This window comes from Burkholderia puraquae, from assembly GCF_002099195.1.
Lineage (GTDB): Bacteria > Pseudomonadota > Gammaproteobacteria > Burkholderiales > Burkholderiaceae > Burkholderia > Burkholderia puraquae.
Genome location: NZ_NBYX01000022.1, coordinates 70,657 through 83,632 on the forward strand (window position 1 = coordinate 70,657; position 12,976 = coordinate 83,632).

The 12,976-nt window shown below is 68.0% G+C and carries 10 protein-coding genes; 6 read left to right on the plus strand and 4 right to left on the minus strand.

The window, feature by feature from the left end; genetic code table 11:
- Positions 1-31: 31 nt before the first annotated feature.
- Positions 32-1,543 (minus strand): L-piperidine-6-carboxylate dehydrogenase, encoded by a 1,512-nt coding sequence (gene amaB, locus B7G54_RS30875; RefSeq protein WP_085042512.1) that lies wholly within the window; start codon positions 1,541-1,543, stop codon positions 32-34.
- A 634-nt stretch (positions 1,544-2,177) separates the two neighbouring features.
- On the opposite strand from amaB, the gene B7G54_RS30885 reads away from it, so the two are divergent.
- The 3 genes from B7G54_RS30885 to B7G54_RS30895 all read left to right on the plus strand — a co-directional run bounded on the left by B7G54_RS30885 (position 2,178) and on the right by B7G54_RS30895 (position 5,945).
- On the plus strand, positions 2,178-3,743 hold the full coding sequence (locus tag B7G54_RS30885) for an amino acid permease (RefSeq protein WP_085042515.1): 1,566 nt from the start codon (positions 2,178-2,180) through the stop codon (positions 3,741-3,743).
- Positions 3,744-3,885: 142 nt separating this feature from the next.
- Positions 3,886-5,154: an NAD(P)/FAD-dependent oxidoreductase gene (locus B7G54_RS30890; protein ID WP_085042516.1), complete on the plus strand. Its 1,269-nt coding sequence runs from the start codon at positions 3,886-3,888 to the stop codon at positions 5,152-5,154.
- 116 nt (positions 5,155-5,270) lie between these two features.
- Positions 5,271-5,945 (plus strand): TetR/AcrR family transcriptional regulator, encoded by a 675-nt coding sequence (locus tag B7G54_RS30895; protein ID WP_085042517.1) that lies wholly within the window; start codon positions 5,271-5,273, stop codon positions 5,943-5,945.
- A gap of 75 nt (positions 5,946-6,020) precedes the next feature.
- On the opposite strand, the gene B7G54_RS30900 is transcribed toward B7G54_RS30895, so the two are convergent.
- Both B7G54_RS30900 and B7G54_RS30905 read right to left on the minus strand, forming a co-directional pair.
- On the minus strand, positions 6,021-7,814 hold the full coding sequence (locus B7G54_RS30900; RefSeq protein ID WP_085042519.1) for a phospholipase D-like domain-containing protein: 1,794 nt from the start codon (positions 7,812-7,814) through the stop codon (positions 6,021-6,023).
- A gap of 105 nt (positions 7,815-7,919) precedes the next feature.
- Positions 7,920-8,678 (minus strand): DeoR/GlpR family DNA-binding transcription regulator, encoded by a 759-nt coding sequence (locus tag B7G54_RS30905; RefSeq protein ID WP_085042520.1) that lies wholly within the window; start codon positions 8,676-8,678, stop codon positions 7,920-7,922.
- A gap of 208 nt (positions 8,679-8,886) precedes the next feature.
- Here B7G54_RS30905 and B7G54_RS30910 point away from each other — a divergent pair, with 208 nt between their 5' ends.
- The 3 genes from B7G54_RS30910 to nadE all read left to right on the plus strand — a co-directional run bounded on the left by B7G54_RS30910 (position 8,887) and on the right by nadE (position 11,219).
- A complete protein-coding gene (locus B7G54_RS30910) occupies positions 8,887-9,072 on the plus strand; it encodes a hypothetical protein (protein WP_060083291.1) in 186 nt (61 codons plus the stop codon).
- A gap of 187 nt (positions 9,073-9,259) precedes the next feature.
- Positions 9,260-10,129, plus strand: a complete 870-nt coding sequence (locus tag B7G54_RS30915; protein WP_085042522.1) for a DMT family transporter — start codon at positions 9,260-9,262, stop codon at positions 10,127-10,129.
- A 241-nt stretch (positions 10,130-10,370) separates the two neighbouring features.
- On the plus strand, positions 10,371-11,219 hold the full coding sequence (gene nadE, locus B7G54_RS30920; RefSeq protein ID WP_085042524.1) for an ammonia-dependent NAD(+) synthetase: 849 nt from the start codon (positions 10,371-10,373) through the stop codon (positions 11,217-11,219).
- Between the two features lie 75 nt (positions 11,220-11,294).
- On the opposite strand, the gene B7G54_RS30925 is transcribed toward nadE, so the two are convergent.
- Positions 11,295-12,971, minus strand: coding sequence for a S10 family peptidase (locus tag B7G54_RS30925; protein ID WP_085042525.1), 1,677 nt, complete (start codon positions 12,969-12,971; stop codon positions 11,295-11,297).
- Positions 12,972-12,976: the final 5 nt, after the last annotated feature.

Here is a 12,976-nt window from a genome sequence, read left to right on the forward strand (position 1 = left end):
TCGTACGCAGCGCCCGTCCGGGCGCTCGGCATCAAACGTCGAACTTCACGCCCTGCGCCAGCGGCAGCTGACGGCTGTAGTTGATCGTGTTCGTCGCGCGGCGCATGTAAGCCTTCCATGCATCCGAACCCGACTCGCGGCCGCCGCCCGTTTCCTTCTCGCCGCCGAACGCGCCGCCGATCTCCGCGCCGCTCGTGCCGATGTTCACGTTGACGATCCCGCAGTCGCTGCCCGCTGCCGACATGAACTGCTCGGCCTCGCGCATGTCGTTCGTGAAGATCGCCGACGACAGGCCCTGCGGCACCGCGTTGTGCAGTTCGATCGCGTCGTCGAAGTTGTCGTAGACCATCACGTACAGGATCGGTGCGAACGTTTCGCGCTCGACCACCGCCGATTGCTTCGGCATCCGCACGATGGCCGGACGCACGTAGTACGCATCCGCGTGACCGACATCGACGCGCTCGCCGCCCTTCACCTCGCCGCCCTGCTCGCGCGCATCGCCCAGCGCCTTCTGCATCGCATCGAACGATGCGCGATCGACCAGCGGGCCGACCAGCGTGCCTTCTTCGAGCGGGCTGCCGACCTTCACCGACGCGTAGGCCTTCTCGATGCGCGGCAGCAGCTGTTCGACCAGGCTGCGATGCACGATCAGGCGGCGCAGCGTCGTGCAGCGCTGGCCGGCGGTACCGACCGCCGCGAACGTGACCGCACGCACGACCAGGTCGAGATCGGCGCTCGGCGCGACGATCATCCCGTTGTTGCCGCCGAGTTCGAGGATGCCGCGCGCGAGACGCTGGCTCAGCACCTTCGCAACTTCCTGGCCCATCCGCACGCTGCCCGTCGCGCTGACGACCGGCACTTTCTTCGATGCCGTCAGCACCTCGCCGACATCGCGCATGCCGAGCACCAGCTGGCTCAGCTCCGCCGGCGCGGCGCCCGGATGGGTCTTCTCGAATTCGCGGATCGCCTTTTGCAGCAGCACGTGGCATGCGATCGCGGTGAGCGGCGTCTTCTCGGACGGCTTCCATACGACCGAATCGCCGCACACGAATGCGAGTGCCGCGTTCCACGCCCACACGGCGACCGGGAAGTTGAACGCCGAGATCACGCCGCACACGCCGATCGGGTGCCACGTTTCCATCATCCGGTGGCCCGGGCGCTCGGATGCGATCGTGAGGCCGTAAAGCTGGCGCGACAGACCGACCGCGAAATCGCAGATGTCGATCATTTCCTGCACTTCGCCGAGGCCTTCCGACGTGATCTTGCCGGCCTCGAGGGTGACGAGGCGGCCGAGCTCGGCCTTGTGCTCACGCAGCACGTTGCCGAACACGCGCACGAGTTCGCCGCGCACCGGCGCCGGCACCGTGCGCCACTTGAGGAATGCGTCGTGCGCGGCGTCGATCTTGCGCTCGGCGTCGGCGGGCGTGTCGACGGCCAGCGTCGCAAGCGTCGCGCCGTCGAGCGGCGAACGCGCGGTCAGCGCATTGCCTTTCCACTGGGCGAGATCGATATCGAGCGCGGCAAGAATGTCGTTGAATTGCATCACTTCCTCTTCAGGGACAGATTGATCGGTGCGGCGGCAGCGCCGCCCGCGTGATTCGATTGGAGCGCGTTCGCGCGCCCTGTGCAAGCGGATGCGCCGCGCGGCAGGCCCGGTGCGCCGTTCGGCGCATCGCGCTGCGCCGCCGCCGAAAGCCCGGCCGGACGGCGCGCTCCCGCCTCGCAAGGCACGATCCATGAAACACATTGTCGGTGGCCACAAGTCGGGCCGCTATTGATATTAACTCACGACTTCATTCCGAAAACGCAATACCTCGACGGGCCGAACGGATGCGTTTGGGTGCCGATATGGGACGTTTCCAAAGCCCGTAGCCGGGCCGTCGGATGCATCGCGGTTCGACGCAAGTTGATGACAAACCTGCATCACCCAGTTCTGAAATATCGTTTGCCGGTCGTGCATCGGGCACCCACAATCGGGGCGACGTCGAGGTGCAACGCACCCGGCGCGCCGCCGGCCGCCATGACGGCTGCCGGACGACAGACGAAGGCGACCCGCATCGCGGCCCGGTTCATCCGGCCCGTTCCAGCACCGCATCGCCGCTGCCCGGCCCGCGGCTAGCAACGCGTCGCGCTTCGTCACCGAAAAACAATCCCGGAGACAGCACCCAGCGCCCGCCATGCATTCAGATGCCCGCCCCGATTCGCCCCGTCCGTCCAAGCCGTCCCTCCATCGTGCGCTGCAGGCACGCCATCTGCGAATGATCGCGATCGGCGGCTCGATCGGCACGGGCCTGTTCGTCGCATCCGGCGCGTCGATCTCGCAGGCCGGCCCCGGCGGCGCGATGCTCGCGTACATGGTGATCGGCCTGATGGTCTATTTTCTGATGACGAGCCTCGGCGAAATGGCCGCGTTCATGCCCGTGTCGGGCTCGTTCGCGACCTACGGCGCGAAGTTCGTCGACGAAGGCTTCGGCTTCGCACTCGGCTGGAACTACTGGTACAGCTGGGCCGTGACCCTGGCGGTGGAACTGGTCGCCGCACAGCTCGTGATGAACTACTGGTTCCCGCACGTGCCGGGGGTCTGGTGGAGCGCGCTGTTCCTCACGTTGATCTTCGCGCTCAACGCGCTGTCGGTGCGCGGCTTTGGCGAGGCCGAATACTGGTTCGCGCTGATCAAGGTGCTGACGGTGCTCGCGTTCGTCGGCGTCGGCCTGCTGATGATCTTCGGGATCATGCAGGGCGGCTCGAGCGCGGGCTGGGGCAACTTCACGATCGGCGATGCGCCGTTCGCCGGCGGCTGGGCGACGATGCTCGGCGTCGCGATGATCGCGGGCTTCTCGTTCCAGGGCACCGAAATGATCGGCGTCGCGGCCGGCGAATCGGAAAACCCGCGCACGACGATCCCGCGCGCGGTGAGCCAGATCTTCTGGCGCATCCTGCTGTTCTACGTGCTGGCGATCTTCGTGATCGGCGTGCTGATTCCCTATACCGACCCGAGCCTGCTGAAGAGCGACGTGACCGACATCGGCGTGAGCCCGTTCACGCTCGTGTTCCGCCACGCGGGCCTCGCATTCGCGGCCGGCGTGATGAACGCGGTGATCCTGACGGCCGTGCTGTCGGCCGGCAACTCGGGCATGTATGCGTCCACGCGGATGCTCTACACCCTCGCGGTCGAAGGCCGTGCGCCGAAGATCTTCGCGAAGCTGTCGCGCGGCGGCGTGCCGCGCAACGCGCTGTATGCGACGACGGCCGTCGGCGCGCTGTGTTTTCTCACGTCGCTGTACGGCGACAAGACCGTGTACCTGTGGCTGCTGAACACGTCGGGCATGGCCGGCTTCATCACGTGGCTCGGCATCGCGGTCAGCCACTACCGGTTCCGCAAGGGATTCCTGAAGCAGGGCTACCGGCTCGACCAGTTGCCATACCGGTCGAAGTGGTTCCCGTTCGGCCCGCTGTTCGCGTTCGCGCTGTGCGCGGTCGTCGCGCTCGGCCAGGATTACCAGGCGTTCCTCTCCGACAAGATCGACTGGGTCGGCGTCGCCGCGACCTACATCGGCGTGCCGTTCTTCCTCGCGATCTGGCTCGGCTACGCGCTGGTGCGCAAATGCCGTCTCGTGCGCTACGAAGACATGGAAATCTCGCCGTGGATCGACCGCAACGCGACGCCCGAAATCGCACCGCAGGCCGACACCGGCTACGCGGGCTACGTCGCCCGTCCGGCCAACCCGACGCCGGGCGCCTGACCGCCCGGACCGGCCCGTATCGCACCGGCCGCCGCCCTGGCGCGGCAGCCGGTGCCCGGCCCCCCATTCGACGCGGCGCGCACGTTCAGGCAAGATCGACGCGCGCCGTCTGTTTTTCCGCCGTTACGAGCAACGAAATCGCATGCAGAACTTCTACGAAGCCACCGTTACCCGCCAGCCCTACCCGCAACTGACCGGCACGATCGACACGCAGGTCTGCATCGTCGGCGGCGGCCTCGCCGGCCTGTGCACGGCGCTCGGCCTCGTCGAGCGCGGCGTGCACGACGTCGTCGTGCTCGACAGCGAACGGGTCGGCTTTGGCGCATCGGGCCGCAATGGCGGCTTCGTCTTCGGCGGCTACAGCCTCGACAACGCCGACCTGCTGCGCACGCTCGGCCGCGACGAAGGGCGCCGGCTGTACCGGCTCACCGTCGATGCGGTCGACCTGATCCGCGCGCGGATCGCGCGCTACGGCATCGACTGCGACATCGTCGACCAGGGCGTGATGCTCGCGAACTGGTTCGACGATCCTTCCCGGCTCGACAGCGTGCGCACGCTGATGAAGGATGAACTCGGCGTCGACTGGGAACCCGTTTCCACCGACGCACTGCGCAAGCGGCTAAAGACGCAGCGCTATTACGGCGGCCTGTTCGAGCCGAACGCCTTCCACTTCCATCCGCTCAAGTACGTGCTCGGCGTCGCGGCGGCCGCATCGCGAGGCGGCGCACGCGTGTACGAACGCTCGGCCGCGCTCGGCATCGCGCGCGAAGGCGCCGGGTACGTGGTGCGCACGGCACAGGGCACGGTGCGCGCGAAGGACGTCGTATTCGCCGGCGGCGGCTACGCGCGCGGCGTGTCGCCGCGAATCGAGCGCGCGGTGCTGCCGATCGCGACCTACGTGATTGCAACCGAACCGCTCGGCGCGCGCCTGCCGGACGCGATCGACGCCCCGTACGCGATCTACGACACGCGTTTCGCGTTCGACTATTACCGCCCGCTGAAGGACACGCGCATCCTGTGGGGCGGCCGGATCTCCGTGCTCGACCGCGGCCCCGACGCGATCGCCCGCCTGCTGCGGCGCGACCTGCTGCGCGTGTATCCGCAACTGGAAGGTGTGAAGGTCGACTACGCGTGGGGCGGGCTGATGAGCTACGCGCGGCACAAGATGCCGCAGATCGGCCGCGACGCGGACGGCGTGTGGCACGCGATCGCGTTCGGCGGCCACGGGATGGCGCCCACCACGGTCGCCGGCGAAGCGCTCGCGGCCGCACTGGCCGAAGGCCGGCCGGTGCCGGAAGGCTTCAACGCGTTCGGGCTCACGCGTACGTTCGGGCTGGCGGGCCTCGCCGCCGCGCAGCTCACGTACACGGCATACCAGGCCCGCGACGCGCTCGCGTCCTGCCGCCGCTGAGCGGCGGCCACGGCGGCCGAAACCGCCCTGCCGATTAGAGCGCCAGGTCGGCCGGGCGGGGATTTCCCACATGCTAGAATGGCTTTTCCAAGCCGCCGAAGCCACAATAAAGTCACATGAAAGCAGGAAGCAAGGCCGCCACGTCCGACACCCGCGCGCTTCCGTCCGATGCGCGGCGCAAATACGATCCCGAGCAAACCAAGCGCAATATCCTCGACGTCGCCACGCAGGAATTTTCCGCGATGGGCCTCGCCGGCGCGCGCGTCGATGCCATCGCCGAGCGCACGAACACGACGAAGCGGATGCTCTACTACTACTTCGAAAGCAAGGAAGGCTTGTACGAGGCCGTGCTGGAGAAGGTGTACGGCGACATCCGCGCGCTCGAGCAGGAGTTGCACGTCGGCGACATGGAGCCGCGCGAAGGCATGCGCCGCCTCGTCGAATTCACGTTCGACTATCACGACAAGCATCGCGACTTCGTCCGCCTCGTGTCGATCGAGAACATCCACGGCGCGAAGTATCTCGAACAGCTCAAGTCGTTCAAGAACCGCAACGTCAGCATCATCAAGACGCTCGAGGAACTGGTCGAGCGCGGCGCGGCGAGCGGCGCGTTCCGCCAGGATATCGACGCGTTCGACCTGCACCTGCTGATCAGCTCGTTCTGCTTCCACCGCGTGTCGAACCGCTACACGTTCGGCGCCGCGTTCGGCCGCGATCCGTCGGCGCCGCGCCTGCGCGCGCGGCATCGCGACACGATCGCCGACGCCGTGCTTCGCTACGTCGCTGCGTAAGCGGCGGCGGCGGCCGGTTTCCCTGCCGGCCGTACACCGGGCGCGCGCCGTCCGCGCCCGCCGCTCTCCCGTGCGTCAGTCCGTGGGTGCCGTCGACGCCAGTGCGATCCGCGCCTTCGCTTCCGGGCTGCCCGCCACGTAATACTTCTTCGCCCAGCTCGAATCGGGCGCAAGCGCGAGCCGCGCATGCGCGCCCGTGCCCGCATCCGTGCCGTGCTGCTTCGCATTGATCGCCAGTGCCCGCGCGCGATAGTGCTCGTAAAGCCGCAGGAATTCCGCGAGATAGATCGCCGCGATCCGCTGGCCGCGGATCTCGAGCAGGTTCTCGTCGTTGTACTGCTCGGAATTGCGGCTCATGTTTGCCGAGCCCGTATAGACGACCGGATTCGCGCCCTCTGCATCGATCACGATGAACTTGTGATGGATCACGACGGGCGGAAAGGCCGGCGCCGGTTCACCCGGGAAGAGCCGCAGCTCGGGCTCGAAACCCTGCGGCACGGTGGCCGGCGAGAAATACGCGGCATCGATCACGTCATGGTTGTCGCGGCTGCGGTGGTACAGCTCGAGGTTCGCGAGCGTGGCCGCATCGAGCGTCTGGCCGGCCTGCTGCTCGGCATCGGCCTTCGTCGCGCTGCCGACATTGATCTTGTTCACCAGCCCGAACATCATCAGCCCGCGGTCGCCGGCCGCGAAGCACGCATCGCGCAGCGCCGCGTCGGTCGGCATGAACAGGCAGAACGACACCGAATGCTTCGCGGCCGCGATCGCGGCGACAATCGTGTCGATCTCGGTGCGCTGCCCCGCCGGCTCCGGCGAAAACGCGAGCCGCACCTGCGCACTGCCGATCGTCATCGGTTCCGACCAGCCCGGCGACAGCCGCGCCGTCTCCGCGACCGACGGATTCCCGGCCAGCGCATGCGCGCGATCGTTGTACAGCGCGGCAAGCGCGGGCGAGTCGAACGCGTGCAGCACGTTCGCCTGCTCCGTGAGCCCCTCGGTCGTGAAGTTCGCGGAGCCGGTCAGCACGCGTGCGGGCACCGCATTCGACGACGCATCGGTCACGATGAACTTGTCGTGCATGATGTGCGTCCTGTCGCGCGGCGCGAGCGTCGCGAGACCCTGCAGCGCATCGACGGCCGGCTGGTTCGGCGACGGCAGCGGCGGCTTGCCCTTGCGCGCCGTCGTGTGCGCGTCGTAGACGATCGCGAGCGACGCTTCCCCATGCTTGCGCCCGAACGCTTCGAACGCGGGCAGCGCCCACAGCGTGTCGGTCAGGTGATAGACGGCCGACGCCGCGCGCGATGCGGGGTCGAGCATCTCCGCGAACACCTGTTCCATGTCGTTCGCGAGCCACATGCGCAGCTTCAGCGCCTGCGCGTCGCTCGGCGCCGCATTCGGCGCGAGGCCCAGCGCCGCCACCTGCTTCGCAAACGCCTGCGAGCTGACCACCGCGCGGTTGAACCACGTGCCGATGCCATCCTCGATATGCGCGGGCAGCACGACGTCGCACACGCCGGCTTGCGCGTCGAGCACCTGCAGGTTCGCCGGCGTGCCGACGACCGGATACACGTCATAGCGGAACGATGCGCCGCGGTCCTGCGGATCGATGCGCGCGTCCCACCACATGAATTTCTGGATCGGCGCCTGGTCGGTCGGCGCGTCGCCCTGCGTGTGCGCGGCCGGGCCATCGAACGTCAGGCGGTTCGGCAGCCAGCTGTCCGGCGCGCGCGTCTTGCCGCCGGCCGACCAGAAGCCCGGCGTGCGCCGGATCGCGAAGCCGAGGAAATCGGATCGCGACGCCGCATCGGGCCAGTCGAAGGCCAGCAGGACCAGGGTGGGGGAAAGATAGCTGCGCACGCTGACGGTCATTCGTTGCTCCCTGGCCTTGCGGCCGGTCGAGGTGAATGGGTCAGTCTTGACGGCAGTTCTTCCCGGGGGATGACGAATCGATGAACCTTGTATGTCGGACGCGCGTCAGTCGCACACGAGCAGTTCGATCCCGCGTGCGGTCAGTGCGCGGCGCACGGCCTTGTCGGGCGCGCATTCGGTCACGAGATAGCGGGCCGCGGCCGTGCCGTTGATCCGCACCGGCGTCACGCGGCCGAATTTCGAATGGTCGGCGACGATGATCGCGGTGCCGGCCGCCGCGATCATCCGGCTGCGCACCTCGGCTGCGAGCCGCGAGTAGTCGGTGCATTCGCCGTCGGGCGTGATGCCGCCGGCGCCGACGAACGCGAAATCGACGTGGTACTGCGCGAGCTGCTGGATCGTGTCGAGCCCGAAGGTGGCGTCCTCGTCGTCGGACAGCTCGCCGCCGAGCAGCGTCACGCGGTTGCCGTTGCGCCGCGCGAGCACGAACGCAGTACGCCAGTCGTTCGTGTAGATCGACAGCCGGTGCCGGCCGGCAAGCGCGAGCGCAACCGCATGCGGCGTGCTGCCCGAATCGATCAGCACCGATGCATCGTCGGGCACGAATTCGGCCGCGCGCCGCCCGATCGTGCGCTTCGCTTCCGCGTTCGCGGCTTCGCGCTCGGACAGGCTCGGCTCGCGGCGATCCGCGGCCAGCGCGCCGCCGTGCGTCATCACGAGCAGGCCGCGCGCGGCCAGCGCGTTCAGGTCGCGCCGCACGGTTTCGCGCGACACGTCGAGCGAGCGGACGAGTTCCGCGACCGACAATGCGCCCGACCGTCCGAGCTCCGACAGGATGAATTGATGACGTTGTTCCGCCAGCATCGCGTGTGCGCCCGAGGCGACTGGTAATGGGTGAGCTGGCCATTGTATTACGGCCGTTTGACCGGCAATTGACTGCGGCGGGAAACCCGGCAGGCCGTGTCTTCCGAAAGCGAAATTCTGTATTGCCTCACGCGCGCGAATCGGCGCGGCGCCGGTTGCTACACTTTGCGCTTCGCCGAACGACAGACCAAACAAAGGGGCTCGCGCCATGTATCGCAAAGGCAGTGTGATCGAAATCCAGTTTCCGCCCGAACGACTCAACGACGCGGCCGGCGATCCGTACTGGATCGACCTGACGCTCGACGAGGCCCGCCGGCTCTACGAACAGCTCGCCGCGCGCTTCGCGAACGACGCACGCGCCAACCAGCCGCTCGACACGTTCTCGATCGACTGATCGCCGCGGCTTTCGCGCTCGCCCGCTCCGCATGAGGGGCGGCACCCATCCCCTCTCCCCGGCCCGCCCCGACGGCCGCATGCGCGACACGCAGCATGAGTGCAGGATTCGACAAGACGCCCGCATCGCTTCCCCCGATACTGGCCGACTTCACCATTCTGTCCGGCCGCATCGCGGCCCGCCATGCATGCTGACCTCGATCGTCGCCGCCGCTTTCGTCGCACTCTGGTCCACCGGATTCATCGTTGCGCGGGCAATCAAGCCCTACGCCGATCCCAACCTGTTCCTGCTCGCGCGTTTCGCGGGCACGGCCGCGCTGTTCGGCGCAGTGGCGCTCGTCGCGCGCGCGCCGTGGCCGGCCCGGCGCGAATGGCCGCGCCACCTGATCGCGGGCGCGCTGCTGCAGGGCGTCTATCTCGGCGCAAGCTACTGGGCCGTCGCGCAAGGGCTGAACGCGGGCGTCATGGCGCTGCTCGGCGCGCTGCAGCCGCTCGCCACCGCGGTGCTCGCCGTCCCGCTGTTCAACGAGCGCCTGCCCGCGCGCGGCTGGCTCGGGATGGCGCTCGGGCTCGCCGGCGTCGCGCTCGTGCTCGCGCCGAAGGTCATGGGCGGTGTCGCGCCGCCGCCGGGCGCCGCGCCTGCGTGGCTCGTCGTCGCCGTCTCGGTCCTCGCGGTCGGGTCGATCACCGCCGGCTCGCTGTACCAGAAAGGCAAGCTCGCACAGAGCGACCTGCGCACGGCAGTTGCGATCCAGAACTTCGGTGCGGCAATCGTCGCGGCCATCTTCGTCGCGCTGCTGCACGAGACGCGCTGGATCGGCGCACCAGCGCTGTGGGTGTCGCTCGTATGGGGTGTCGTGTTCCTGTCCGGCGGCGCGGTCACGATGCTGATGTGGATGCTACGACGCGGCAACGCCGCGCGCGCGACGTCGCTGCTGTTCCTCGCGCCGCCGCTGGCCGCGCTGCAGGGCTACTGGCTGTTCGGCGAGACGCTCGCGGCGATCCAGCTCGCCGGCTTCGCGCTCGCGCTGGTGGGCGTCGTGCTCGCGCGGCGCTGACGCGCCCGCCCGCTTGCGCACTCATGGGGCCGCGCAAACGCCGGCCGCCTCGCGCATCGAATGCCGGCGCGAGAACGCCCGTCGCGCGGCATCCTGCCCCCGCCCGGCGCACCGTGCACCACGGCGATGCAGCCCGTCTCGCCGAAGCAACGCGAAATCGCCGGATCGCACGCCCGGCGCGGCGCCGCGCCGCGATTGCGCTTATGATGGGCGCCTTGAATTTCGTTCCGGAACTCCTTTCATGACATCCGCCGATTACGCCAGCCGCCAACGCGCGATCATTGCCGAACTGAACGTTGCCCCGCACTTCGACGCCGAGGCCGAAATCGCCCGCCGCGTCGAGTTCCTCGCGCAATACCTGCGTTCGACCGGCCTGCGGACCTACGTGCTCGGCATCAGCGGCGGCGTCGATTCGTCGACGGCCGGCCGGCTCGCACAGCTGTCGGTCGAAAAGCTGCGCGCCGGTGGCTACGACGCCCGCTTCATCGCCATGCGCTTGCCGAACGGCGTGCAAAACGACGAAGCCGATGCACAGCGCGCGCTCGCGTTCGTGCGCGCGGACGAGGAACTGACCGTCAACGTGAAGCCGGCCGCCGACGCGATGCTCGGCGCGCTGGTCGCGTCCGGCCATGCGTTCGAGACGCCGGCCCAGCAGGACTTCGTGCATGGCAACGTCAAGGCGCGCGAGCGCATGATCGCGCAGTACGCGGTGGCCGGTGCGCGTCGCGGCATCGTGATCGGCACCGATCACGCGGCCGAGTCGCTGATGGGTTTCTTCACGAAATTCGGTGACGGCGGCGCGGACATCCTGCCGCTCGCGGGGCTGAACAAGCGGCGCGTGCGCGCGGTGGCCCGTGCGCTCGGCGGCGAGGAACTGATCGTGATGAAGGTGCCGACGGCCGACCTCGAGGAACTGCGCCCGCTGCGTCCCGACGAACACGCGTACGGCGTCACCTACGACGAGATCGACGATTTCCTCGAAGGCAAACGCGTCGCCGACAACGTGTACGAAACGGTGCTGCGCTTCTACGACGCTTCGCGCCACAAGCGCGCGCTGCCGTACACGCCGTTCGACTGGCCGACTGCGTAAGCCGGCCGCTACGACCGCAACACGGCGCCGCGCGAACCATGACGGTCACGCGCGGCACGTGCACGACGGGCAACGCTACGCGTGCCCGCCCGTCTTCGACGCCTGCAGTGCGCGAATCCGCATCCGCGCGCCGGTATCGCTGACCGTCGCGTCGTACATCGTCGCGAGATCGCGCTTGAGCGCGGTGCGCGAACCACCGTCGAGATACACCATGTGCCCCGACGGATAGAAACGCGCGGACAGGTTCTGCCGCACCTTCTGGTCCTCGAGCGGCATCTGCTGCAGGTCGATCACGGTCTGGTAGAACGGCGTGACGAAATCGTAGAGGCCGTTCGCCGACAGCACCTTCAGGTCGACGTTCAGCGCCATCACCGCGGCGAGATCGCCGGCCGTGTAGAGAATCACGTTCCCCTGCGCATCGATGCCCTGCTGCGCGCCGGTCGGGTCGATGTGGCTGAAATCCCAGTTCTGGAACGCCTGGTCGTTCAGGTCGGTGAACGCGGAATTCGACGTGAACTTCAACTGCTCGTTCAGGTAGCTGTTCCACATCGCCGTATAGACGCCCGTCACGGCCGTCATCGTCGGATCGTTGCCGCCCGAGTTCGGGTCGATCTTGCCGGCGATGCCCGACGAGATCCCGGTCACGCGGCCGTCGTACGAACCGAGCGCGAGCCCCTGTGCCTGCAGCAGCGTCGTCAGGAACAGCGAATTGCCGCGCGCGCTGTAACCCGCAATGTCGAGCCCCCACGTCTGCAGCGTCGCCGTATCGATGCCCGTATAGCCGGACAGCTTCTTCACGGCGGCCGGGTCGGCATGCGGCACGTTGCGCAATGCGGTCAGGTAGTCGGTGCGCGCGAACTGCGCGACTTCCTCGACGAACGCGCCGAGATCGGTCGGCGCCGGCGTGACGCCGAGCTTCTTGTGATACCACGCATCGGCCGCCGCGGTGGGCAGCGCGCCGACCGGGTTGCCGGCCTGCCGGTAGTCGAGGATCGACGATTGCAGCGTGACGCCGTTCAGGTCGACGCCGTCCTCGTGCAGCTTGTACGCGAGCACGCAGCTGCGCGCGGTGCCGTACGATTCGCCGAACAGGTATTTCGGCGAATTCCAGCGGTTGTTCTTCGTCAGGTAGCGCTTGATGAACTGCTTCAGCGAATCCGCGTCCTGGTCGACGCCCCAGAAATTGCGGTTCTTGTTCGGCGCGACGGCTGCCGAATAGCCGGTGCCGACCGGGTTGATGAACACCAGGTCGCTGTGGTCGATCATGCTGTCCGGGTTGTCTTCCATCTGGTACGGCGCAGGCGGCGTGAACCCCGGCATCGACGTCTTGATGCGCTTCGGCGCGAACGAGCCCAACAGCACGAACACCGACGACGAGCCCGGCCCGCCGTTATAGAAGAACGTCACGGGCCGCGTTTCCTCCTTCGCGCCGTCGGCCGTGAACGCGACGTAGAAGATCTTCGCGGCCGGCTGCGAACTGCTCGGGTCGACCGTCACGAGGTGGCCGGCCGTCGCCGTGTACGCGATACGCTTCCCGTCGATCAGGATCGTGTGATGCGTGATCGCGGCCGCCTCGGTCGTGTCGGTCACCGAGTCGTCGGGGCCGTTGCCATATGCAACCGGATCGAAGAACGGCAGGTCGCGGCCGTGGCTGAGCGCGACCGGGTTGACGGTCGGCGGCACGCCATGCGAATTGTGGTCGCCGTGATGCAGCGGATACACGCCGCCGGAAGATGCGGAATCGATGCCCATCGTGC